This is a genomic window from Pseudomonas sp. GM30 (assembly GCF_000282275.2).
In the GTDB taxonomy this organism is placed as follows: domain Bacteria; phylum Pseudomonadota; class Gammaproteobacteria; order Pseudomonadales; family Pseudomonadaceae; genus Aquipseudomonas.
Genome location: NZ_AKJP02000029.1, coordinates 360,320 through 381,982 on the forward strand (window position 1 = coordinate 360,320; position 21,663 = coordinate 381,982).

The 21,663-nt window shown below is 60.5% G+C and carries 24 protein-coding genes; 10 read left to right on the forward strand and 14 right to left on the reverse strand.

Annotated elements, in window-relative coordinates; all coding sequences use genetic code 11:
• Nucleotides 1-128: 128 nt before the first annotated feature.
• Both PMI25_RS23270 and PMI25_RS23275 read left to right on the forward strand, forming a co-directional pair.
• A complete protein-coding gene (locus PMI25_RS23270; RefSeq protein ID WP_007962394.1) occupies nt 129-2,105 on the forward strand; it encodes a methyl-accepting chemotaxis protein in 1,977 nt (658 codons plus the stop codon).
• Between the two features lie 219 nt (nt 2,106-2,324).
• The gene (locus PMI25_RS23275) at nt 2,325-3,539 is read left to right on the forward strand and encodes an aldose 1-epimerase family protein (RefSeq protein WP_007962395.1); all 1,215 of its coding nucleotides are present in this window, start codon (nt 2,325-2,327) and stop codon (nt 3,537-3,539) included.
• Here the strand turns inward: PMI25_RS23275 and PMI25_RS23280 are convergent.
• The 3 genes from PMI25_RS23280 to PMI25_RS23285 all read right to left on the reverse strand — a co-directional run bounded on the left by PMI25_RS23280 (nt 3,536) and on the right by PMI25_RS23285 (nt 5,941).
• Complete coding sequence (locus PMI25_RS23280; RefSeq protein WP_024164489.1) at nt 3,536-5,029, reverse strand: YifB family Mg chelatase-like AAA ATPase; 1,494 nt, start codon at nt 5,027-5,029, stop codon at nt 3,536-3,538. The two genes, PMI25_RS23275 and PMI25_RS23280, sit on opposite strands and share 4 nt — an antisense overlap.
• A 170-nt stretch (nt 5,030-5,199) precedes the next feature.
• Nucleotides 5,200-5,370: a hypothetical protein gene (locus PMI25_RS29515; protein ID WP_007964559.1), complete on the reverse strand. Its 171-nt coding sequence runs from the start codon at nt 5,368-5,370 to the stop codon at nt 5,200-5,202.
• Nucleotides 5,371-5,404: 34 nt separating this feature from the next.
• The gene (locus tag PMI25_RS23285; protein WP_007964557.1) at nt 5,405-5,941 is read right to left on the reverse strand and encodes a hypothetical protein; all 537 of its coding nucleotides are present in this window, start codon (nt 5,939-5,941) and stop codon (nt 5,405-5,407) included.
• 835 nt (nt 5,942-6,776) lie between these two features.
• Here PMI25_RS23285 and PMI25_RS23290 point away from each other — a divergent pair.
• A complete protein-coding gene (locus PMI25_RS23290; RefSeq protein WP_007964553.1) occupies nt 6,777-7,046 on the forward strand; it encodes a HigA family addiction module antitoxin in 270 nt (89 codons plus the stop codon).
• Here the strand turns inward: PMI25_RS23290 and PMI25_RS23295 are convergent.
• Both PMI25_RS23295 and PMI25_RS23300 read right to left on the reverse strand, forming a co-directional pair.
• The gene (locus PMI25_RS23295) at nt 7,041-7,562 is read right to left on the reverse strand and encodes a BRO-N domain-containing protein (protein WP_007964551.1); all 522 of its coding nucleotides are present in this window, start codon (nt 7,560-7,562) and stop codon (nt 7,041-7,043) included. The two genes, PMI25_RS23290 and PMI25_RS23295, sit on opposite strands and share 6 nt — an antisense overlap.
• A gap of 363 nt (nt 7,563-7,925) precedes the next feature.
• Complete coding sequence (locus PMI25_RS23300) at nt 7,926-8,186, reverse strand: accessory factor UbiK family protein (RefSeq protein WP_007920416.1); 261 nt, start codon at nt 8,184-8,186, stop codon at nt 7,926-7,928.
• Between the two features lie 413 nt (nt 8,187-8,599).
• Between PMI25_RS23300 and glnK the strand changes: the two genes are divergently transcribed.
• The 4 genes from glnK to sutA all read left to right on the forward strand — a co-directional run bounded on the left by glnK (nt 8,600) and on the right by sutA (nt 11,383).
• Entirely contained in the window at nt 8,600-8,938 is a 339-nt protein-coding gene (glnK, locus tag PMI25_RS23305; protein ID WP_002555808.1) for a P-II family nitrogen regulator, read from the forward strand.
• A gap of 37 nt (nt 8,939-8,975) precedes the next feature.
• Nucleotides 8,976-10,313: an ammonium transporter gene (locus PMI25_RS23310; protein WP_007964548.1), complete on the forward strand. Its 1,338-nt coding sequence runs from the start codon at nt 8,976-8,978 to the stop codon at nt 10,311-10,313.
• A 215-nt stretch (nt 10,314-10,528) separates the two neighbouring features.
• Entirely contained in the window at nt 10,529-10,954 is a 426-nt protein-coding gene (locus PMI25_RS23315; protein WP_003229414.1) for a secondary thiamine-phosphate synthase enzyme YjbQ, read from the forward strand.
• 102 nt (nt 10,955-11,056) lie between these two features.
• Nucleotides 11,057-11,383, forward strand: coding sequence for a transcriptional regulator SutA (gene sutA / locus PMI25_RS23320; protein ID WP_007964546.1), 327 nt, complete (start codon nt 11,057-11,059; stop codon nt 11,381-11,383).
• Nucleotides 11,384-11,617: 234 nt separating this feature from the next.
• Here sutA and PMI25_RS23325 read toward each other — a convergent pair whose 3' ends face one another.
• From PMI25_RS23325 to lptM, 6 genes are read right to left on the reverse strand one after another with little or no spacing between them, the layout of a single operon-like run.
• A complete protein-coding gene (locus PMI25_RS23325) occupies nt 11,618-12,325 on the reverse strand; it encodes an HAD family hydrolase (protein ID WP_007964545.1) in 708 nt (235 codons plus the stop codon).
• Nucleotides 12,322-13,221, reverse strand: a complete 900-nt coding sequence (xerC, locus tag PMI25_RS23330) for a tyrosine recombinase XerC (RefSeq protein ID WP_003229409.1) — start codon at nt 13,219-13,221, stop codon at nt 12,322-12,324. Before xerC ends, PMI25_RS23325 begins: the two co-directional genes overlap by 4 nt.
• Nucleotides 13,222-13,223: 2 nt before the next feature.
• Entirely contained in the window at nt 13,224-13,949 is a 726-nt protein-coding gene (locus PMI25_RS23335) for a DUF484 family protein (protein WP_007964542.1), read from the reverse strand.
• A gap of 13 nt (nt 13,950-13,962) precedes the next feature.
• Nucleotides 13,963-14,793 carry a diaminopimelate epimerase gene (gene dapF / locus PMI25_RS23340; protein ID WP_007964539.1) on the reverse strand — a complete coding sequence of 277 codons (831 nt, stop codon included), beginning with the start codon at nt 14,791-14,793 and terminating at the stop codon, nt 13,963-13,965.
• A gap of 3 nt (nt 14,794-14,796) precedes the next feature.
• Entirely contained in the window at nt 14,797-16,044 is a 1,248-nt protein-coding gene (gene lysA, locus PMI25_RS23345) for a diaminopimelate decarboxylase (RefSeq protein ID WP_007964537.1), read from the reverse strand.
• A gap of 9 nt (nt 16,045-16,053) precedes the next feature.
• Nucleotides 16,054-16,227, reverse strand: coding sequence for an LPS translocon maturation chaperone LptM (gene lptM / locus PMI25_RS28300; protein ID WP_007911098.1), 174 nt, complete (start codon nt 16,225-16,227; stop codon nt 16,054-16,056).
• Nucleotides 16,228-16,567: 340 nt separating this feature from the next.
• On the opposite strand from lptM, the gene cyaY reads away from it, so the two are divergent.
• From cyaY to rnk, 3 genes are all read left to right on the forward strand, one after another.
• On the forward strand, nt 16,568-16,894 hold the full coding sequence (gene cyaY, locus PMI25_RS23355) for an iron donor protein CyaY (protein ID WP_007964535.1): 327 nt from the start codon (nt 16,568-16,570) through the stop codon (nt 16,892-16,894).
• Between the two features lie 2 nt (nt 16,895-16,896).
• Nucleotides 16,897-17,112: a DUF1289 domain-containing protein gene (locus tag PMI25_RS23360; protein WP_045122173.1), complete on the forward strand. Its 216-nt coding sequence runs from the start codon at nt 16,897-16,899 to the stop codon at nt 17,110-17,112.
• Nucleotides 17,113-17,382: 270 nt separating this feature from the next.
• Entirely contained in the window at nt 17,383-17,802 is a 420-nt protein-coding gene (gene rnk / locus PMI25_RS23365) for a nucleoside diphosphate kinase regulator (RefSeq protein WP_003229397.1), read from the forward strand.
• Between the two features lie 7 nt (nt 17,803-17,809).
• Here rnk and PMI25_RS23370 read toward each other — a convergent pair whose 3' ends face one another.
• The 3 genes from PMI25_RS23370 to PMI25_RS23380 all read right to left on the reverse strand — a co-directional run bounded on the left by PMI25_RS23370 (nt 17,810) and on the right by PMI25_RS23380 (nt 21,588).
• A complete protein-coding gene (locus PMI25_RS23370) occupies nt 17,810-20,653 on the reverse strand; it encodes a class I adenylate cyclase (protein WP_007964533.1) in 2,844 nt (947 codons plus the stop codon).
• Nucleotides 20,654-20,834: 181 nt separating this feature from the next.
• On the reverse strand, nt 20,835-21,080 hold the full coding sequence (locus PMI25_RS23375; RefSeq protein ID WP_007964531.1) for a TIGR02647 family protein: 246 nt from the start codon (nt 21,078-21,080) through the stop codon (nt 20,835-20,837).
• A gap of 223 nt (nt 21,081-21,303) precedes the next feature.
• Nucleotides 21,304-21,588 carry a hypothetical protein gene (locus tag PMI25_RS23380; RefSeq protein ID WP_007964529.1) on the reverse strand — a complete coding sequence of 95 codons (285 nt, stop codon included), beginning with the start codon at nt 21,586-21,588 and terminating at the stop codon, nt 21,304-21,306.
• Between the last annotated feature and the right edge of the window lie 75 nt (nt 21,589-21,663).

Consider the following 21,663-nt stretch of genomic DNA (forward strand, 5'->3'; position numbering starts at 1 on the left):
CGCGTTCACCGCCGAAAATGAGCATGTGGAACCGCCGTGCCGGTTGCCACGATTCACCCCCATTATTAGAACATTCCGAGCAATTGCTGCGATCAGGGAGGATCCGGTGGCTCGGCCAGGAGCTGTCCATGTCTCAACCTCGTGCCCGGATCGCCTCGCAGCTGGGTCTTGCGCTCGCCGTGATTCTTGCGATTGTCATCAGTGGCAGTACGGTGTTCGCCCTGCGTTCGCTGGATACCGCCAACCTTGCCACCCGTGAAGAACACCTCGCCAGTGAGGCGCGACTGCTGGCCGACCAGTTGAGTACCTTTCACGGCACGTTGCGCGAAAGCACCCAGCGTCTGAGCGGGTTGTTCGAAAAGCGCTTCAGTGCCGGCCTGAGCATTCACCCGGATGAACCGGTGAGTGTCGCAGGCACCCAGACCCCGGGCCTGCATCTGGGCAGCGAAGTGCTGAACAACAACTTCAAGGAAGTCGACGAGTTCAAGCAGATGACCGCTGGGGTCGCCACCCTGTTCGTGCGCAGCGGCGAAGACTTCGTGCGCGTCAGCACATCCCTGACCAAGCAGGACGGCACTCGTGCGATCGGCACCTTGCTCGACCACGCCCACCCGGCCTATGCGAAGTTGATGGCCGGGCAGGGTTATGTCGGTCGCGCCTTGCTGTTCGACCGCTCCTACATGACTCAGTACACGCCAGTGCGCGACGGCAGCGGCAAGGTGATTGCGGTGCTGTTCGTCGGCTTCGACTACACCGATGCGCAGAACGCCCAGTTCGCCAACCTCAAGCGCTTCCGTATCGGCCAGAACGGTTCGCTGGCGTTGCTCGATGAGCAAAACAAATGGCTGGTCGCCCCGGCCGGTGTGCAAGCGCTGGATCAGGCCGTTCCGGTGATCAAGGGTCTGGCGGCGAAGCCGGGCAAGGGTGAGTTCTGGAGCGACACCGCTGAAGACTTCTACAGCATCGCCGTACCGTTCGACGGCGGGCCGTGGTCGGTGGTGGCGAGCATGCCGAAAGCCGAGATTCGCGCGGTGACCTGGAGTGTCGGCACCCAACTTGCCATCGGCAGCCTGCTGGCGATGTTGATCGCGGTGGGGGCGGCGATGTGGCTGCTGCGCAGCAAGCTGCAACCGCTGGGCGACCTGGTGCGTCAGGCCGAAGCGCTGGGCGCCGGTGATCTGAGCGTGCGCCTGAACGTAGCGAGCAACGACGAAATCGGTCAGCTGTCGCGCGCGTTCAACCAGATGAGCCAGGCGCTGTCGACCATGGTCGAGCACATCCGTCGTTCTTCGGAAGAGGTCAACAGCCGCGCTCAGGCGCTGTCCGGTTTGTCCGGTGGTGCCTACGAAGGCATGGAGCAGCAGTCCGGCGAAATCACCAGCATGGCCGGCGCAGTTGAAGAGTTCAGCGCCACCTCGCTGAACATCGCCGACAACATGGGCGCGACCCAGCGTCTGGCCCAGGAAAACGCTCAGCAAACGCAGATCGGTCGCAGCTCGATGGAAGAAGCCTCGTCCTCGCTGGAGCAGATCGCTGGCGCGTTGAACACCACGGCTACCGTGATCAACACCCTCGGTCAGCGCTCCCAGGAAATCGGCGGCATTGTCAGCGTGATCACCTCGATTGCCGAACAGACCAACCTGCTGGCGCTCAACGCGGCCATCGAAGCAGCGCGTGCCGGTGAACAGGGCCGTGGTTTTGCCGTGGTCGCTGATGAGGTGCGTAACCTCGCATCGCGCACCCGTCAGGCCACTGATGAAATTTCCGGGATGATTCACAGCATCCAGCAGGAAACCGGCAACGCCATCAGCACCATGGAACAGGGCAATGTACTGATGCAGGAAGGCCTGTCGCGTAACGCCAATGTTGCCTCGGCGCTGGCGCGGATCGATGAGCAGAGCCGTTCGGCAGGGCAGCAGTTCGCGGCGATTACCACCGCGACGCAGGAGCAGAGCAGCACGGCTACCTTGCTGAGCAGCAATCTGCAGAGTATTGCGCTGGCCAACAGTGAGCAGCGTGAGGTGGTGTCGAACCTCGCGGTCACCGCCAAGGAGCTGGAGAAGCTGGCGGCGGACTTGCGTTCCGAGGTTGATCGCTTCCGTTGATACAGCCTTGATATAGCTTTCGCGAGCAAGCTCGCTCCCACAGTTTCCGGCGTGAATCACAGATTCTGTGAACACCCGAGATCCCTGTGGGAGCGAGCTTGCTCGCGAATGGATCCCCGCCAATTCTTGGTAAATCACACGATCGCAAGCTCCATTGTACTTGCTGAAACGTTTCCGCAGCGCTATAAAAATGGCACAACTCCAATAAAGGCTGCTGCCATGACCCCGCTAAAACTCGCCGTTGCACTCGGCGCACTCTCTGCTGCTTCCCACGCCATGGCGTGGGATTACGTACTCCTCGATACCAACAAGCCCGCGCAAAACTGGAGCATTACCAGTGAGCAGCTCGGGGTGAAAACCGCCAAGCCTTTCTCCGTGAGTCTGCGAACCTTGCACGGCGGACGTCAGGAAGGTGTCAGCATCGTCGATATCGATAACGGCACGATGAAACTCTCGGTGGTGCCGACCCGTGGCATGAATGTCTTGCAGGCGTCGGTCGGTAACGTGCGTATGGGTTGGGATTCGCCGGTCAAGGAAGTGGTCAACCCGGCCTTCATTGAACTCAATGGACGCGGTGGCCTGGGCTGGCTGGAGGGCTTCAACGAGCTGGTCACCCGTTGCGGTTACGAATGGGTCGGCCATCCCGGCATGGACAATGGCGAGTTGCTGACTCTGCACGGGCGCGCCGCCAACATCCCGGCCAGCAGCGTTACCCTGCACATTGATGAGAAGCCGCCGTACGCCATCAGCCTGCGCGGCGAACTGAAGGAGCAGGCCTTCAAGAAAGTCGACTTCTCGGTCGTCACTGAGCTGGTCACCGAGCCGGGCAGCGTGCGTTTTGCCCTCAACGATACGCTGACCAACAACGGCGATTATCCGAAGGAATACCAGGCGCTGTATCACAGCAACTTCAGCACGCCGTTCCTCGAGCAGGGTGCACGGTTCGCGGCGCCGGTGAAACAGGTCTCGCCATTCAACGACAAGGCCAAGGCGGAGTTGGCGGATTGGCAGACCTATCGCGGGCCGACCAAGGATTACGACGAAACGGTATACAACGTTGTGCCTTATGCAGACGCCAAAGGCGAAACGCTGACGGTTTTGCACAACAAGGCTGGCAGCCTCGGTGTTTCCGTTGACTTCAATACACAGCAACTGCCAGTGTTTTCCCTGTGGAAAAACACCGACACCCAAGGGCAGGGCTATGTCACGGGCCTTGAGCCAGGCACCAGCTTTTCCTACAACCGCCGCTATCAGCGTCCGCTGAATCTGGTGCCGACCATTGCGCCAAAGGCCAGTCAACAGTTTCAGATCAGCTACAGCCTGCTGGCAGACAAGGGTGCTGTGGATAATGCGTTGAAGCGCGTGAGCGAAATCCAGGCCGGGCGTGACACCGAAGTGCGGCAGACGCCGCTGGTGGATCTGACCGAGCATTAAGGCGTCGCCGGGCGGTATTGCAGCGCCTCGGCCAGATGCTCACGGCTGATTGCATCGACTTGCTCAAGGTCTGCCAGGGTTCTGGCGACCTTGAGCAAACGATGGGCTGAGCGCAGTGACAAGGTCAGCCGTTCACAGGCTGATTCCAGCCATTTCTCATCGGCTTTGGATAACTGGCAGTGCCGCTTCAAGCCTGGCAGATCGAGGAACGCATTGGCACAACGCTGACGCTTTTGCTGGCGTTCCCGCGCCTCGGCCACTACGGCTGCCGCACTGGCGCTGTCCTCGCCTGGCTTCACTGCCGGATTCAGCGCCGTCGCTTCCCGCGCCACCGTCAGGTGCAGATCGATCCGATCCAGCAACGGCCCCGATAGCTTGTTGCGGTAGCGCTGCACCATGTCCGGTGTGCACGAACACTTGCCGCTGGGCTCGCCAAGATATCCACAGGGGCAGGGATTCATCGCGGCCACCAGTTGAAAGCGCGCCGGAAAACGCACGCGATCCTTGGCTCGGGCGATCACGATGTGCCCGGATTCCAGCGGCTCGCGCAGCACCTCCAACACCTTGCGATCAAATTCCGGAAGCTCGTCGAGAAACAGCACACCGTGGTGGGCGAGGGTGATCTCGCCGGGTTGCGGTTTCGAGCTGCCACCGACCAGCGCCGGCCCCGATGCCGAGTGATGGGGCTGGCGAAACGGTCGCTGTGGCCAGTGAGTGAGCGGGGCGCCACTGGCGACGGACTGAATTGCCGCGACCTCCAGCGCTTCGCTCTCGGCCAGCGGCGGCAACAGCCCGGGCAATCGGCTGGCCAGCAACGTCTTGCCCGTCCCCGGCGGACCGCTGAACAGCAGGTTGTGCGCCCCGGCGGCCGCAATCAGCAACGCTCGCTTTGCCGCGAGCTGGCCCTGCACCTCATTGAGGTCGGGATAGGGTCGCGCGGCATGGATCAGCCCGTCCGACACATAAGGCTCAACCGGCGTATGCCCGTTGAAATGCGCCACCGCCTCGAGCAGATGATCCACCGCAAACACTTTCAACCCCGACGCCAGGCAAGCCTCCTCGGCATTCGCCCGCGGCACCACCAGCGCCCTTCCGGCCTTGCGCGCCGCCAGCGCCGCCGGCAACACCCCGCGCACCGGCCGCACAGCGCCGGACAACGCCAATTCACCCAGACACTCCACATCATCCAGCGTCAGACACGGCACCTGCACACTCGCCGACAGAATCCCCAAGGCAATCGCCAGATCAAAGCGCCCGCCATCCTTGGGCAGATCCGCCGGCGCCAGATTCAAGGTGATCCGCCGCGCCGGAAACTGCAGCCCGGAATTGATGATCGCGCTGCGCACCCGGTCCTTGCTCTCCTTCACCGCCGCCTCGGGCAGGCCGACCATGGTCAGCGACGGCAGACCGTTGGCCAGATGAACTTCGACAGTGACAGCGGGAGCATCCACGCCAATCTGGGCGCGACTGTGGACGATGGAGAGGGACATGGTCATTCCTTGAGCTGAATCGGGGGCCGCTTCCTGCGGGTTTTTGAAGGGTAGTCTGGGGAATGGGCGTTGGTCGGACAGTTTTGAGAGCGAACTTTCTCTGGATGTTGCTGGAGGACTAATCATCAGGCATAAAAAAACCGCCTGTCAGGCGGTCATTGTTGCGGTGCTCAGGTTCCACCACCGGCGAGCCAGCCATCGGGCTCCATTTCCTTGCCATAGGTCGCGGCCACTTTCAGAAAATGCCGCTGACTGGCTGAAACTCTGTCCGGCAATCCGAGTGCCTCGGTACCCGGTTTGGATGCCCGAGCCGGTTGGGTTTTCTGCTTCTTCTGCTTCATAAACACCTCACGTGCCGGGATGCTTGATTCGATCTTATTGGTCGTCCAATGGAAAGACAAGGCGACCGGTTGTATCAAAATAAAATCCCAGCGTTTGATAGTAAGGGATGGCGCCTGAGTCTGGCTCTTGTACTTCGATTTGCGTACACCCCAGCTTCCGGGCGTAGAATTCTGTTGTCAGCAATGCCATCGGAGCGATCCAGCCCCGCAAGGTATTTGTCTTGCAGGTGTGTCCCTGCAAAAGGACGATTTTCATGCAGATCGTGCTTCTTCGCGGCGTTGCGTAGCACAGTCCGCACAGTTCTTCTTCGTACCAGAACGCCAAGTCCAGCCCTTTTGCATCTTTGGTCTTCCAGTCCAAAACAGCGTCCCAGGGATACCCAACGGGGCCGGTCCACTGGTGGAACGCGTTGATTGCTACTGGAGTTATCGGATCGATCCTGAGTGATAGAGCATCAACTCCAGCTGCCAGGGCTTCTGGGTCCATGGACATTGTTTGATGTGCAAGTTTGCGCGATTCAGATTTGAGTGTCTGATTTCGAAGCTCGGTACCTTTGCCTTTTCTTCGCATCGTCTTGTTCTGTCGGGATCAATATGCAGACGATATCGAAGGCATTGATGCTTACGTAATCAGACGTAGGGGACGGTCCTCGTAGGACTGGGCTTGCGTTAGTGAAGGAAGTTGGAGATGGCCAGTTCAGGGTGTGAGAGGGCGGAGAGGCAATGCTTTATACCGGCATGGATGAGGGTTTTGCGCTGCTCTCGATCGTACATGAGCTTTGACTCCTGAGCGGTACTGAAGGATCCTCACGCTCGAGGACTGCAACTGCGCATTCGTCGGGACTGAGCACCAGTAAAAGCTCCCCCGCATTTTTGGCAGCAGAGAAAACTGGTTTCTCTGAAGTAATGACGACGGGCTAGCCTGTCGGATTCTGAACCCAAGGCCGTAAAGTCGGGAGCTAAAGAATCGCTGCGACTACTCCTCTGAACACAAAAAAGGCGTCCTATGGACGCCTTTTTTATTTTTCAATCACGACCTTCTACCAGCCAGCGCGCCGCTTGGCTCAAGCGCTGGCCCACATGTAACAGCAACTTCAATAAATCGCCGTTGGTTGGCTGACATATCCCCAGCCAAACGGAGTGCTTCGAGGTGAAAATCAACAATCTGAAATAGCTTTTCCTTCCTCTTCTTATCCTTCACAGATACCTCCATCTTGATGGGCGTATTTCGTTTGCCAATGTAATGACATGCATGCGTAAGGGCTGCGTAACTGGGCGCAGACGCTGATGTTTGTAGGGCCATGCCCTAATAGTTGTAGGACGCCGGCGGAAGGGGGATGAAGGTCTTGTATCCGGGAGTCGGATGCTCCAGTTTGGCCACTCAATGCAGCCTCTGGAGGCGAAAAATGGACCGCAATGGTATGCGCCCGATTCATCCGGGCGAGGTTTTGAATAAGGAATTCATGGAGCCGTTGGGCATGACTGTCATGGACCTGGCCATGCCCACGAACTGGCCTGAAACCGAGATCGAAAAGCTTGTGAAATGCCAGCTCAGGATCTGCGCCGATCTGGCAATCAGCCTTGCCACTCATCTCAACACTACGCCTGAGTTCTGGATGAATCTGCAATCGACTTACGATTTGCGCAGGACCCAGCTCCGGCATGCGGGTTTATAGCGATTGCAGCATTCGCGAAGCCCTTTTCCACCATGGCCCCGTCATTGGGCGCTTGGTCTGTTCCCGTTCCACCATCATCAGCGGCACATCTTGTAACCGTATCCACGGCTGATTATTCCAATGCAACAAACTCAACGTCATGTCCGGCCAACTGAGCAGGCTCAGGTGTGGGCGTTCGCTTGTGGTGGGGTGTTGGGCGTCGCGTAGGGTGGGGATGACCTGGTGGGTGAGCCATTCGCGCAGCGCTCGGTATTCGGGGCAGTAGTGGTAGACGAGGAGGGCGTAGATGCCGGATTCGCTGATCAGCAGGGTGTTTTCGATCTGGTTGTGGATCAGGGTTTTGCGGGTCTGGTATTGGTCGGGGTCGAGTTTTCGCAGCATGCGTTCGTTGAGGTAGATGTGCAGCAGGCGGCTCAGGTCTCGGGCGCAGAACCAGGGCTGGTTCTGGATGAGCAGGGCGTGGAGGGGGAGTTTGTGGCGGGTGAAGATGCTAGGTGTCAGATAGTTTTCGTCCATGGTTCAGTTCTCGAATTCAAGTGAAGAAAACTGCTTCTGTTCGTCGCCAAACGAAAGGGTGGCAGCTATGCGCGGGTTGGCGAACCGGTGAATTCGAAACCGGCAGACCCTGAGGTCTCCCACGCAAAGCCGCCATAGCTCGTTGAGAGAAAAGACCTCTCTGTGAGTTTAGTTGCATTGCGTCAAATTCGATCCAGGTCGCCAAACCCGGTGCTGAACATTCAGCATCGGATGAGCTTAGAAACCTGGGCTTTTCGGCGCAATCGGACGGCGGTGGTGCAGGTTGTAGGACGTTGCCGGGATGTTTGAAGGGCTGGAGACCAAAAGATCGCAGCCTTCGGCAGCTCCTACAGGGGAAGCGGATTATTCAGCGGGCGGCGTCAGCTTGGCTTCCATCTCGGCGACTTTGGCCTCAAGGCTTTCGAGGCGAGCACGGGTACGCGCCAATACAACCATCTGACTATCGAACTCTTCACGGCTGACCAGATCGAGTTTGCTGAAGGCACTCTGCAGCAGCATCTTGAACTGGCTTTCGATTTCGGCTTTCGGCAGCGGGGTGTCGCCGCTGAACAGGCGGGAGGCGGTGCCGCTCAGGGCGTCGAGGAAGTCTTTGGGCGCGAGCATGGAATGTGTCCTGTAAACAGTGGCGGGCAGTGTATCACGCAGTGTCTATAGTCATTGACGCAGGCACGGATGCACGCTTTTCGCGCAGGCGGACGGACGGCAGCGCACCGTTGTTGTGCGTAACCGTCGGGCGTTTTTCGGGCAAACGCCTGTGGCGGCTGCCAAGGGATTGAAATCAGAGGAATTTGGCGAGATGGCAAGCTTTCTGCTTAGTCGGTAGTGACCCATGCACTGATGCAGTCGCTGTGACGAATGCAGTGCGGCAGACGGAGCGGGGAGTTTCGTCGGCAGCGGTTAGCTGGCGTCAGTCGGGCAGGTAAGGCCGACGATGCGTTACAAAGCCAGGCACTGCGCTTAGACTTGAGTCGGGTTTGTTTTCCTGGGGCAAGTCCACCAATTCGGGAGAGAGTTTCATGAAGCTAGTCACTGCCATCATCAAGCCGTTCAAGTTGGACGACGTGCGCGAGTCGCTGTCCGAAATCGGCGTGCAGGGCATTACCGTAACTGAAGTCAAAGGCTTCGGCCGGCAGAAGGGTCACACCGAGCTGTATCGCGGCGCGGAGTATGTGGTCGATTTTCTGCCCAAGGTGAAAATCGACGTTGCCATCGACGACAAGGATCTGGATCGGGTTATCGAGGCGATAACCAAGGCTGCCAACACCGGCAAGATCGGTGACGGCAAGATCTTCGTGGTCAATCTGGAACAGGCGATCCGCATCCGTACCGGCGAAACCGATACCGACGCGATCTAAACGCCGCCACAAACCCAACGCCCCAGGAGAAAACAATATGACTCTGCGTAAATTCGCAGGGCTAGGCGCCCTGTTGTCCATCGTAATGCCCGGCCTGGCCATGGCGGCAGATCCGGTGGCGCCTCCAGTCCTCAATTCCGGCGATACCGCCTGGATGCTGACGTCCACAGCCCTCGTGCTGTTCATGACCATTCCAGGCCTGGCGCTGTTCTACGGCGGCATGGTGCGCTCGAAAAACATTCTTTCGGTGATGATGCAGTGCTTCGCCATTACCGGTCTGATCAGCGTTCTGTGGGTCATTTATGGCTACAGCATTGCGTTCGATACCACCGGGATGGAGCAGGGCGTCGTCAACTTCAACTCGTTCTTCGGCGGCATGGGCAAGGCATTCCTCGCCGGGGTCACGCCTTCGAGCCTTACCGGCCCTGCGGCGCTGTTTCCTGAGGCGGTGTTCATCACCTTCCAGATGACCTTCGCGATCATCACCCCGGCACTGATCGTCGGTGCGTTCGCCGAGCGAATGAAATTTTCCGCGATGCTGATCTTCATGGGCGTCTGGTTCACCCTCGTCTATGCGCCGATCGCACACATGGTCTGGTCCGGTAATGGCGGCCTGCTGTGGGACTGGGGCGTACTCGACTTCGCGGGCGGCACCGTGGTGCATATCAACGCCGGTATCGCCGGTCTGGTAGCGTGCCTGGTACTGGGCAAGCGCAAAGGCTTCCCGACCACCCCGATGGCGCCGCACAACCTCGGTTACACCCTGATGGGCGCGGCGATGCTGTGGGTCGGCTGGTTCGGCTTCAACGCCGGTTCCGCCGCAGCCGCCAACGGCACTGCCGGCATGGCGATGCTGGTCACTCAGATTGCAACCGCTGCAGCGGCTCTGGGCTGGATGTTCGCGGAGTGGATCACTCACGGCAAACCAAGCGCTCTGGGCATCGCCTCGGGTGTGGTTGCCGGTCTGGTGGCGATTACTCCGGCTGCGGGCACCGTTGGCCCGATGGGCGCACTGGTGATCGGTCTGGCGGCAGGCGTGGTGTGCTTCTTCTGTGCCACCACCCTGAAACGCAAACTTGGCTATGACGACTCCCTGGATGCCTTCGGCGTACACGGTATCGGCGGTATCCTCGGTGCGATCCTCACCGGTGTATTCGCTGCACCGTCGCTGGGTGGCTTCGGCACCGTCACCGACATCGCCGCTCAAGTGTGGATTCAGTGCAAAGGTGTCGGCTTCACGGTGATCTACACCGCGATCGTCACCTTCATCATCCTCAAGGTCCTGGACGCCGTGATGGGGCTGCGCGTGACTGAGGAAGAAGAGTCGGTGGGTCTCGATCTGGCACAACACAACGAACGCGGCTACAACCTGTAAGTACGCGCATTAAAAAACTTGCCCGGTTCGCCGGGCATTTTTTTGTCTGGAATTTGTCATTGAAAGGAAGGCTGAAAGGATTTTTCGTACGGCTTTGGTCGTGTTTACGGCGGGCATTTTTCTGCGGCCAATCGCTTACATCATTGCAGGAATATTAGGGTCTTTGTTTTTTCCCAGAGCGCGCTAGAATGCGCCCCGAACGTGCGGAGAACTGTATGTGGCAACAGACTCTGATAACCCTGCGGGCACGGCCCCGGGGCTTTCATCTGGTAACGGACGAGTTACTCGCCGGCCTGCCTGAACTCAAGGCGTGCCGGGTCGGTCTGTTGCATTTGTGGCTGCAGCATACCTCGGCATCGTTGACCATCAACGAGAACGCCGATCCGGCGGTCCGTCGCGACTTCGAACGATTTTTCAATCGTCTGATCCCACAAGGAACAGACGGCTATGAGCATAACGACGAAGGCCTGGACGACCTCCCGGCGCACTTCAAGGCCAGCGTACTTGGCTGCCAGATCAGTCTGCCGGTTTCGGCAGGTCGCCTGGCACTGGGAACCTGGCAAGGCGTTTATCTGGGCGAGCACCGTGATCATGGCGGTGCCCGTAAAGTCCTCGCCACCTTGCACGGTGAAGGGGCGTAAACCGTTGGTCACCAGCGGTTACCGATTTTTTCCCGGCGACTTTCGACAGTCGCCAAAGCTGGTCTATAACTAATCTGCTTTTCGCAAGTCATGAGGTAGAACATGAGCGACGATGATCTGGAAAACGACGACCTCGAAGTAGGCGACGAAGACGAGGCCGAGGAAGGCCTGGAAGCAGCAGCGGAAGACGTTGCTGACGACGATGGCGGTGACGATACGCCGGCCCCGGCTGCCAAAGGCAAAGCCAAGGCTGCGGTGTCGGTAGACGAGTTGCCGAGCATCGAAGCCAAGAACAAGGAGCGTGACGCCCTGGCCAAGGCCATGGAAGAATTCCTTGCGCGCGGCGGCAAGGTGCAGGAAGTGGAGGCCAACGTGGTCGCCGATCCGCCCAAGAAGCCGGACAACAAGTACGGCAGCCGCCCTATCTGAGGCGTGCTACCTGCTTGCTGAAAAAGCCCGCCGTCGCTGCGGGCTTTTTCATGCCTGAAACAAAAGCGCTCGTTCACTGCGACATTGTGGCGAGGGAGCTTGCTCCCGCTGGGTCGCGAAGCGACCCCAAAATCTGCAGGCGCAGTTTTTCAGGAATATTGTGTTGGCTGGTTTTACGACTGCTGCGCAGCCGAGCGGGAGCAAGCTCCCTCGCCACAAGAAGCCGGTTTTGCGTCAGGTGGAGGTGGCATTCCAGCGGGCGAGCACTGCTGGCAAATCGGTCAGGCTGCGGATCTCCGCATCCGGCAGTCGCTCGGCTTCCCAGTCCTTGCCCGCCGGGTTGAACCAGATCGCGCGCATGCCCGCCTGCTGCGCCCCGGCAATGTCATCGCCTGGATGATCACCAATGTGCACGGCCGCTTCAGCACTCACGCCACCACGCTGCAACGCCTCCTGAAACAGACGCGCGTCCGGTTTGGCGATACCGATGTCTTCAGCGCACAAGGCAAACTTGAAGTAATCCGCCAGCCCCAACCGGCGCACGTCGGCGTTGCCGTTGGTGACCACGCCGAGGGCGTAATGATTGGCGAGGATTTCCAGGGTCGGTTCGACCTCCGGGAACACTTCGATCTGATGCCGTGCATGCAAAAACACCTCAAAACTCTTGTCCGCCAGCTCGGAAGCTTCGCCATGGGCATAGCCAGCGTCTTCCAGTGCGTGGAACAACACCCGTCGGCGCAAAGCGCTGATGCGATGCTTGAGGCCCGGTTCGCTCGCCAGCACCCGCTCGCGAATCGCCCACAAGTGTTCCACCGGCACCGCACCCAGGTTCGGTGCATGTTCGCTCAGCCATTGGCGCAATACCGCTTCGGCGCTGACGATCACCGGGGCGGTGTCCCACAGGGTGTCGTCGAGGTCGAAGGTGATCAACTGGATGTTCATGAATCGTCGCCTTTGCTGCGTTTGGCCCGTGGGTGGGCGCTGTCGTAGACCGCCGCCAGGTGCTGGAAGTCCAGGTGGGTGTAGATCTGCGTGGTCTTGATGTCCGAGTGGCCGAGCAATTCCTGCACCGCGCGCAGGTCCTGCGAGGACTCCAGCAAGTGGCTGGCGAAAGAGTGCCGCAGCATGTGCGGGTGCAGGTTCTGCCCCAGCTCGCGCTCGCCGGCCAGTTTCACCCGCACCTGAATCGCCCGTGGGCCGAGGCGCCGACCTTGCTGGCTGACGAACACGGCATCGTCGGCCGGGTTGGTCATGGCCCGCAGCGGCAGCCACTGTTCCAGCGCTTCGCGCGCCTTTTTGCCGACCGGCAGCAGACGGGTCTTGCTGCCCTTGCCGAGCACCTGAACCATGCCGTCGGCCAGATCCAGCTGATCGAGGTTTAGCCCGGTCAGCTCGGACAGGCGCAGGCCTGAGGAATAGAACAGTTCGAGAATCGCTTGATCGCGCCGCGCCAGAAAATCGTCCTCGACCGCACCTTCCAGCAGTTGCAACGCACGGTCGGTGTCGAGGGTTTTCGGCAAGCGCCGTTCGCCTTTCGGCGGCGCCAGACCGGTCGCCGGGTCGTGGTCGCACAGGCCTTCGCGATTCAGATAGTGATAGAGCCCGCGCACCGCCGAAAGCAATCGGGCAAGGCTGCGAGAGGATTGGCCCTGCGCATGCAGGCGAGCGATCAGGCTGCGCAGGCGCTGAATATCCAGCGCCGCCCAACTGCCGATGTTCTGCTTGAGGCACCAGCCGAGCACTTTATCGAGGTCGCGGCGATAAGCCGACAGGGTGTGCGGCGACACCTGTCGCTCACTGCGCAGGTGTTCGCAGTAAGCGTCCAGTTGTCGTTCCATGTTCAGCGTACCGAGCGCAGGGAGCTGTTGACCCGTGGCAGCACGCGGCCCATGACCTCGGCGATGTAGCTGAGGAACAGCGTACCGACCGAACTCTTGTAGTGCTGCGGATCACGGCTGGCGATCGCCAGAATGCCGTGGATGCCTTGATGGCTGACCGCGACTACCGCGGTGGAGCCGATCTGCTTGCGCTGTTCTTCGCCGAACAGGAAGTCCAGCTCATGTTCTCGCAGAGTGCCGCTGACGCTCTTGCCTTCGGTGAGCAGACCGCCGATCGCGGTTTGCGCGTCGGCATGAGTCACCCAGCGGCCAACCGGTACCGGGTTGTCGCCGAGCAGGATGAGGCTGACAAAGGGCACCTGAAAGTCCTGGCGCAGGCTGTCTTCGACGCTGATCACCACGTCTTCCAGACTGGCCGCGTCCATCAGCGACAGGATCAGGCGGCGGGTCTTGTCGAACAGCCGGTCGTTGTCGCGGGCGACGTCCATCAACTGCGAGAGGCGATGACGCATCTCGATGTTGCGGTCGCGCAGGATGCTCATCTGCCGCTCGACCAGCGAAACGGTGTCACCGCGCTGGTGGGGAATGCGCATGGCAGGCAGCAGTTCTTCGTGCTCGACGAAGAAGTCCGGATGAGCCTCCAGGTATGCGGCAACCGCTGCCGCCTCCAGGCTCTCGGACGCTGATTCGTCGGACTGTCGGGCGGGTACCTGAGGCTTATCGGTCATGGCTTCTGCTCACTCAAAGACGCACTTGTCCTTCGTATACACGCACTGCCGGGCCGGTCATCAGCACCGGTTGGCCAGGGCCTGCCCATTCAATGGACAGACGCCCGCCGGGCAGGTCGATCAACAGCGGCGAATCCATCCACCCCTGGCTGATGGCCGCGACAGCCGCGGCGCAAGCGCCGGTGCCGCAGGCCTGGGTTTCCCCGGCGCCGCGTTCCCAGACACGCAACTGCGCGCGGTTGCGGTCGATGACCTGGATGAAACCGACGTTGACCCGCGCCGGGAAGCGCGGATGGTGTTCGATTTTCGGCCCCAGTTCATGCACCGGTGCGTTGTTGATGTCCTGCACGCGCAATACGGCGTGCGGGTTGCCCATCGACACGGCGGCCAGTTCGACCGTGGTGCCGTCGACTTCCAGCTGATAGCTGCTGGCCTGCGCCGGCGCGTCGAACGGAATGTCCGCCGGCACCAGACGCGGCGCGCCCATGTTCACCCCGATCTGGCCGTCGTTACGCACGTCCAGCTCGATGATGCCGCCCTTGGTCTCGACGCGAATCTGCCGCTTGGCGGTCAGGCGCTTGTCCAGAACGAAGCGGGCGAAGCAGCGTGCACCGTTGCCGCACTGTTCCACTTCCGAGCCATCGGAGTTGAAGATCCGGTAACGGAAATCCACGTCCGGGTTGCTCGGCGCTTCGACAATCAGCAACTGGTCGAAACCGATACCGGTGTGCCGGTCGCCCCATTGCTTGGCGTGCTTGGGCTGAATATGCGCGTGCTGGCTGACCAGGTCGAGAACCATGAAGTCATTGCCCAGGCCGTGCATTTTGGTAAAACGCAGCAGCATGGGTTACTCCGGCAGCAGGCTTTCGCCGGCAAACAGCTCGGCCACGGTTTCGCGGCGGCGCACTTCAAAAACCTGATCACCGTCTACCAACACTTCAGCGGCACGGCCACGGGTGTTGTAGTTGGAGCTCATCACGAAGCCGTAGGCACCGGCCGAATGCACGGCCAGCAGGTCACCTTCTTCCAGCGCCAGCTCACGATCCTTGGCGAGGAAGTCGCCGGTTTCGCAGATCGGGCCAACCACGTCGTACTGGCGTGCGGCGCTGTCACGCGGCTTGACCGCGGTGACGTCCATCCAGGCCTGGTACAGCGCCGGGCGGATCAGGTCGTTCATCGCCGCGTCGACGATGGCGAAATCCTTGTGTTCGGTGTGCTTGAGGTACTCGACCTGGGTCAGCAGTACGCCGGCGTTGGCGACGATGAAGCGGCCCGGTTCGAACACCAGCGCCAGGTCACGCCCGTTCAGACGCTCACGCACAGCCTTGATGTAGTCGCCGGCCAGTGGCGGCTCTTCATCGCGATAACGCACGCCCAGGCCACCACCGAGATCGATGTGGCGCAGGTGGATACCGCAATCGCCGAGGCGGTCGACCAGATCCAGCAGACGGTCGAGGGCATCGAGGAACGGCGGCAGGGTGGTCAGTTGCGAGCCGATGTGGCAGTCGACACCGATCACTTCCAGGTTCGGCAGGTGCGCGGCACGCACGTACACGTCTTCGGCGTCGGCAATGGCGATGCCGAACTTGTTCTCTTTGAGACCGGTGGAAATGTACGGATGGGTGCCGGCATCGACGTCCGGATTGACGCGCAGCGAGACCGGGGCGCGAACACCCAGCTCGGCAGCCACCACTTGCAGGCGCTCCAGCTCGTCGGTGGATTCGACGTTGAAGCAGTGCACGCCGACTTCCAGCGCGCGACGCATGTCGTCACGGGTCTTGCCGACGCCGGAGAACACGATCTTGTCGGCGCTGCCGCCAGCGGCCAGTACACGTTCCAGTTCGCCACGGGAAACGATATCGAAACCGGCGCCGAGACGGGCCAGAACATTCAGCACGCCGAGGTTGGAGTTGGCCTTGACGGCGTAGCAGACCAGGTGCGGCATGCCGGCCAGGGCATCGGCGTAGGCCAGATACTGGGCTTCGATGTGTGCGCGCGAATAAACATAGGTGGGCGTGCCGAAGCGGTCGGCGATGGCGGACAGCGCCACACCTTCCGCGAACAGCTCCCCGCCACGGTAGTTAAAAGCGTCCATGGCGATCCCTTATTGGTAAACGTCGTGCTTGTGTGCTTTGGACGGCTGCTTCTGCGAAGACTGGGCTTGCTCGGCCGGGTCCTGATCGTCATCCGGCAGGTACAGCGGGCCTTTTTGACCACAGGCCGAAACGAGGCAGGCAACCGCGACGAGCGCAGCAAGGGAAGAGATCAGGCGCTTCATGGCGAAATCCTTGAAAATGCGTTAATTGCGCCGGAGTATACCGGCCACCCGGCAGCTTGCCTATGCGAGGGGGTTCCCGTCCGGCGGGGCTGTCTGGATACTGGGTGGATACAGGTAATTCCTGTGGGAGCGAGCTTGCTCGCGAAGAGGCCGGCACATTCGATATGTTTGCTGCCAGACACTCCGCCTTCGTCGGATCGCCGCCCGGAGCAAGCTCGCTCCCACAGGGTTCGGTGTTGATGTGCCGGCGGGCCCTTGGTCGTTATCCTTTGCAATCGGCCGGCAGCGTCCGTATCTTGCGGCGCTTGAGCCTGATCAGACATTTTTTGAGGTTGCCACAATGAGTTTGTCCGAAGCGCGTTTCCACGATCTGGTCGATGCCACCCAGCAGGCGTTGGAAGAGTTGCTGGAGGATCATGCCGACGATATCGAGATCACCGCCGGCATGATGACCATCAAGTTCGATAACGGCAGCCAGCTGATCATCAGCCGCCAGGAGCCGCTGCGTCAGCTGTGGCTGGCGGCGCGTTCCGGTGGGTTCCATTTCGACTACGACGAAGAGTCGGGCAAGTGGAGCTGCGAGAAGTCCGAAGAGTTGCTCGGTGAAGTGCTGGCTCGTTGTGTCCAGGACCAGGCCGGCCTCGAGCTGGATTTCGAAGAGATCTGATCGTGACCGAGGTTGCCCCGCGTCCCCCGAAACCGCTCTACAGCAACGTCAGCCCGGCCGTGCCGTCGCCGTGCACCGGCGTGTGCCGGCTGGATGAGCAGAAGGTCTGCCTCGGTTGTGCGCGGCATGTCGAAGACATTCGTGAATGGCGGTCGGCCGATGATGAGCGGCGCCGGGTGATCGTTGCGCAGGCCGCTGCTCGCAGATCCGTGGCCTGACTCAACCCTGTGGTGAGGGGATTTATCCCCGACAGACTGCGCAGCAGGCTCAAAAGCTTGGGGTCGCTGCGCGACCCATCGGGGATAAATCCCCTCACCACAAAGTTTCCCTCAGGGCTGAGTGGGGTTTGCCGGGCGGTGACTTGTATATTTTTTGAGCTGTGATAGTGTCCGAACACGCCTCAACCCATCGAGGCCTGGTGAAAACCCCGTCTTTTTTGGCGGGGTTTTGCTTTTTTTGTGTGCAGAAGAAAGGAGTCTGCCCGGATCATGACCGCACCTTCCATCACCCTTACCCGTCTGGACGTGCAACGTCTGGAGCGCTTGATCGACAACCTGAACGAGAAAGACCAGGCTGCGCCGGGCGTGATCGCGCTGCAAACCGAACTGGATCGCGCCGATACGCTGGTCGGCCACGATGAAGTGCCCGCCGATGTCGTGACGATGAATTCCCGCGTGCACTGCCGCGAAGAAGGCAGTGGCAAGGACTATCACCTGACGCTGGTCTATCCCAAGGATGCCAACGCCGATGAAGGCAAGATCTCGATCCTCGCACCGGTCGGCAGCGCGCTGCTGGGCCTGAAGGTCGGTCAGCACATCGACTGGCCGGCGCCCGGCGGCAAGACCCTGAAACTGACGTTGCTGGAAGTCGAATCGCAGCCGGCCAACGGCGGTGAATTCCGCGAGTGACCCCGCCTCAGACCTGTTCGAGCGCCTCGTTCAGGGCGCGCTCCAGGTCGGCCTTGTAGCGCAGATACAAATTGCTTGAACTCTGACCATCACCGAGCAGGCCCGAGAGGTCCAGGTCGGTGATGTAGCAGCGATAGCGCTCGGTCTCGCGGCGCTGCTCGACGATTTCCCGGGCGACCACGTGGAACAGCTGATCGCCATGTTCCAGCTCGCTGAATTCTCGTTGATTGCAATACAAGGTGACTTGCACCTCGCCCGGTGCCGCTTTGCCGACGATCGCCTGCACGTCGTAGAACGGTTTGTTGACCGGTGTCTGCGGCGCCGGCCGTGCTTCGACCCGGCGCGCGCGCCCAAGGCCTGAAGGCAATAACTGGTAATACAAGGTGTCGAGGCTGACCGCCGGGCTGCCGTCCATCGGCAACAGCGCTTCACGTCGGTACTGGATCGATTGCAGGAAGCGCTGCAGCGGCACCAGCAGGCTCAGTTCATCGTGATACGGCAGATGCTGTTGCCACAGCGCGTTGAACTCATCCAGCACGTACAGCTCGGCCTGTTGTTCGCTGATCCGGTAGAACACCTGAATCGATTCCGGCTGACCCATCGGCAGGATCAACGCGAGGTCGTGATCCTCCAGCGCCATCGGGTCCAGGTGCAGCGGGCTGTAGCGCGGCTGTTCTTCGCCCAGATAATCGAGCAGCGCTGGCAGGGTGGCGAGAGCGACATGGTTGACCTGGCCCGGCACCAGCTCCAGCACGTGATAGTGCTGTTGTACCTGAATCAGGTAGCGATGGTTCAACTCGCTGAGCAGCAGGTTCTGCGCCGTGTCGACGATTTCTTCGACACGGCGGGCAATGAACTGTGCGCGGTTGTGGCAGAAGCAGCGCACTTTCAATGACGGCTGCTGCGGGCCGCGCGGCAGATTGTTGAGGTAGTCGCGCAGGCAGTCGAGCAGTGCGTGGGGGCCGTCAAAACGGTTGACCAGCACCTCGTTCCAGCTGTTGAGCGTGACCTGATCGAGGGTCAGCACGAGGTTTTCGCGCACCCCGGCGTAACTCAGCGAGTCAGTACGCTCGGTGGTCATCAGGATATTCAGGTCGCGGTGATGCTTGAGCGGATCGACGCCAACGTTGACCAGCATCAGCACTTCGCTCGGCACGGCGGCGCGCAGCAGCGGTTCTTCGGCGACGGTCGGCAGGGGCAGGGCGATGCACTGCTGCAGGCTGCCGAGCAAGTTGAACAACTCGAACTCGCTCATGTCGCTGGTGCCGGGGTGCAGCGCCAGTCGGGTGCTGCTGTCGATCACGCCGTTGCGGTGGCACCAGGTCAGGAGTTCAAGCAATTCGCGGCTGCGCTTGATCGGCGCGAAGTGCTCCCACTCCAGCGCGTTGAGGCTGCCGTTGTACAAACCCCACTGGGTTTGCCCGGGCTCTTTTTTGTTCGGCGATTGCACCAGGGTCAGGGTGTCTTCGGCCAGATCCGGGGCGATGCCAGGATTGATGAATTCGACCTTGTCGGCCTTGCGCTCGAACGCGGCGTACAGGCGACGACCGAGCACATTCAGGTCGCGCTTGTTGATCAGGCTGACGGTCTGTTCGCTGCGGGCGAACTGGGTCAGGAAGCGATAGCTGTAGTTCAGCTCATTGACCAAGGCGCGGCGTTCGGCACTGACCTGACGGACTTTCCACTGGCTGCGGCTGTCGAGCAAGGCCAGTTGCCGCTGATCCCAATGCCATTCGTGCGCCAGGCGTTCCAGCAACGAGCGCTGCCAGCTCTGGCTGCGGCTGTTGCCGGTGAGCTTGCGGTTGACCTTGAGGTACAGCGCGCGACGCACAAGCTCCAGACGTTCCGGCTCGTTGCGGGCGCTGAGGTATTCCTCGATGCGTCGGTACACGACCATGTACGGATCCAGCTCATCCAGATCCAGCTGATTGGCGAACACGGCCTGCTTGTAGCGCAGGCTCAGGCACTGCACGTTCGGGTGTTCGCTGGCGTAGACCTCGGTCAGCAACAGCTTGAGCACCGACTTGTAGGGCGACTCGATGCCCTTGAACAACTGCCACAGGCCGGCGCCGATGAACTCGCCCGGCGGAATCGTCGCCAGATGCCCGAGATCAAGCGTCTCGTCGGCTCGAATGAAGCGCTTGGACAACAAGGTGTGGGTGTACAGGTCGTAAGCGCGTTCTTCGTAGACCGGCACCAGCCACCAGATCGGCGTACGCCCGGCCAGCCAGATCGCGGTGCGATAAAACTCATCCAGCAGCAGATAGTGTTGCGTGCTGCCGCAGTTTTCGGAGCTGAGCTGGGTGTCGCGTTCGCCTTTGACGAAGCGCACCGGGTCGATCAGAAAGAAATGCGCCTCGGCGCCTTGGGTCGCGGCCCAGGCCTCGAGCAGCTGACATTTCTTGCTCAGTTCCGCAAGTTCGCTGTCCGTCAGGTCTGGCGCATGGCAGACCCACACGTCCATGTCGCTCTGATCGGCCTGAGCCAGGGTGCCAAGGCTGCCCATCAGGAACAAACCGTGAATCGGCCGTGGCGGGTTGCTGCCGTGGCGTGGCTTATAGGAGAACGAGCGGGTCAGGCGCTGCGCTTCGGCCAGCGCATTGGCGTCCGGTTCGTAATTGGACAGCCCGGCTGGCGTGCTGCCGGAAACATAACCCGGCAGCAGCGGGTGATTGACGTGGAAGAACAGTGGCAGCAGGGTCAATACACCTTGCTGGCGGGTCGACAAGCCTTCAAGTGCCCGGCCGAGCCGACCTTCATTGAGCTTGAGAAAACGCGCACGCAGTTGGCTGAGTACCTTGCGGTCGATGCCTTCATCCAGGTCGGGGCGGATTTCGTGGGTGCGCGTCATGTCAGCTCAAACCGGCTCGCAGGCCGGACGAATAAGGTCTCGGAATGGGAGGCAGTTTAGCCTTTGCGTAGCGGGACTTTTAAGCTGAATTTGTTTTTTGACGTCAGATTTTTAGCGGGGGTGCCAAGTGGGCCCGCGGAAATCCCGTGGCAGGAGTTCCCGTGGGCAAAGACGGGAAAAATCAGGCGGTTGCCTGCTCTCTCAGAATGGTCAGCACGGTTTGCACATTTTGCGCGGCATCGCGACCCAGGCTGGTCAGGTACCCGCCATCAGGCTGGTCGGTGAGTTCTTTCTCGAAGAGGCGTTTGGCGGCGGCGATATGTTTCGGGGCAGCGGTCTGATGAATTTTCAAACCTTCCTGGGAACTGTCCAGGTTGAAGAGTGCGAGGACTTCCAGTTCGGCAACCAACTCAGGGGTAAGCGACATAAGGACTCCAGACTTTCTAGGAATTGGACGACAGCGCCCCTAAGGTGAACCCGCTTTGGCGGCATGTCCAGTGCCGGAAACAGGCTTTTGCCTTGAAATGCTGTCTGTGGCGAGGGAGCTTGCTCCCGTTGGGGCGCGTAGCGGCCCCAAAATCTTGACGACTGCTGCGCAGCCGAGCGGGAGCAAGCTCCCTCGCCACAGAGTCTAGTCTGGAAAATTTGCGTTACTGCTTTTCCGGCGGCAACTCGGGCAACGCACGCAGTGCGGTTTCATACCACTCCGTATCGAACGCGCGGTCTTCGTCGAGCATGGCGTCAATCTCATAGGCCAGCACGTGCGCCATCAGATTAAGGATCTCTTCACGCTCGACGCCCACCAGCGTCAGCTTGTTGAAGGTCGCCTTGGCCGCTGGCGGGTTGTCGCTTTCGATCTGGTTCTCGATGGCTTCGATCAACGTCGCCTCGGTGAACTCTTCTTCGTCGTTGTCGATGTCTGTCGGCTCGCTCATGGCAGGCTCCTCAAGGAAAGGCGCCAGTTTACCCGCATTCAGCGGCGTGATGCTGCTGGCAGGATCGTGGCGGGC

Coding starts and splice junctions, on each gene's coding strand:
- lysA (WP_007964537.1), bottom strand. CDS start 16,044: ATGGACGCTTTTAACTACCGTGGCGGGGAGCTGTTCGCGGAAGGTGTG.
- PMI25_RS23310 (WP_007964548.1), top strand. CDS start 8,976: ATGACTCTGCGTAAATTCGCAGGGCTAGGCGCCCTGTTGTCCATCGTA.
- glnK (WP_002555808.1), top strand. CDS start 8,600: ATGAAGCTAGTCACTGCCATCATCAAGCCGTTCAAGTTGGACGACGTG.
- xerC (WP_003229409.1), bottom strand. CDS start 13,221: ATGGAACGACAACTGGACGCTTACTGCGAACACCTGCGCAGTGAGCGA.
- PMI25_RS23315 (WP_003229414.1), top strand. CDS start 10,529: ATGTGGCAACAGACTCTGATAACCCTGCGGGCACGGCCCCGGGGCTTT.
- PMI25_RS23290 (WP_007964553.1), top strand. CDS start 6,777: ATGGACCGCAATGGTATGCGCCCGATTCATCCGGGCGAGGTTTTGAAT.
- PMI25_RS29515 (WP_007964559.1), bottom strand. CDS start 5,370: ATGAAGCAGAAGAAGCAGAAAACCCAACCGGCTCGGGCATCCAAACCG.
- PMI25_RS23285 (WP_007964557.1), bottom strand. CDS start 5,941: ATGCGAAGAAAAGGCAAAGGTACCGAGCTTCGAAATCAGACACTCAAA.
- PMI25_RS23280 (WP_024164489.1), bottom strand. CDS start 5,029: ATGTCCCTCTCCATCGTCCACAGTCGCGCCCAGATTGGCGTGGATGCT.
- lptM (WP_007911098.1), bottom strand. CDS start 16,227: ATGAAGCGCCTGATCTCTTCCCTTGCTGCGCTCGTCGCGGTTGCCTGC.
- PMI25_RS23270 (WP_007962394.1), top strand. CDS start 129: ATGTCTCAACCTCGTGCCCGGATCGCCTCGCAGCTGGGTCTTGCGCTC.
- PMI25_RS23375 (WP_007964531.1), bottom strand. CDS start 21,080: ATGTCGCTTACCCCTGAGTTGGTTGCCGAACTGGAAGTCCTCGCACTC.
- PMI25_RS23380 (WP_007964529.1), bottom strand. CDS start 21,588: ATGAGCGAGCCGACAGACATCGACAACGACGAAGAAGAGTTCACCGAG.
- PMI25_RS23335 (WP_007964542.1), bottom strand. CDS start 13,949: ATGACCGATAAGCCTCAGGTACCCGCCCGACAGTCCGACGAATCAGCG.
- PMI25_RS23275 (WP_007962395.1), top strand. CDS start 2,325: ATGACCCCGCTAAAACTCGCCGTTGCACTCGGCGCACTCTCTGCTGCT.
- sutA (WP_007964546.1), top strand. CDS start 11,057: ATGAGCGACGATGATCTGGAAAACGACGACCTCGAAGTAGGCGACGAA.
- dapF (WP_007964539.1), bottom strand. CDS start 14,793: ATGCTGCTGCGTTTTACCAAAATGCACGGCCTGGGCAATGACTTCATG.
- PMI25_RS23370 (WP_007964533.1), bottom strand. CDS start 20,653: ATGACGCGCACCCACGAAATCCGCCCCGACCTGGATGAAGGCATCGAC.
- PMI25_RS23295 (WP_007964551.1), bottom strand. CDS start 7,562: ATGGACGAAAACTATCTGACACCTAGCATCTTCACCCGCCACAAACTC.
- PMI25_RS23325 (WP_007964545.1), bottom strand. CDS start 12,325: ATGAACATCCAGTTGATCACCTTCGACCTCGACGACACCCTGTGGGAC.
- rnk (WP_003229397.1), top strand. CDS start 17,383: ATGACCGCACCTTCCATCACCCTTACCCGTCTGGACGTGCAACGTCTG.
- cyaY (WP_007964535.1), top strand. CDS start 16,568: ATGAGTTTGTCCGAAGCGCGTTTCCACGATCTGGTCGATGCCACCCAG.
- PMI25_RS23300 (WP_007920416.1), bottom strand. CDS start 8,186: ATGCTCGCGCCCAAAGACTTCCTCGACGCCCTGAGCGGCACCGCCTCC.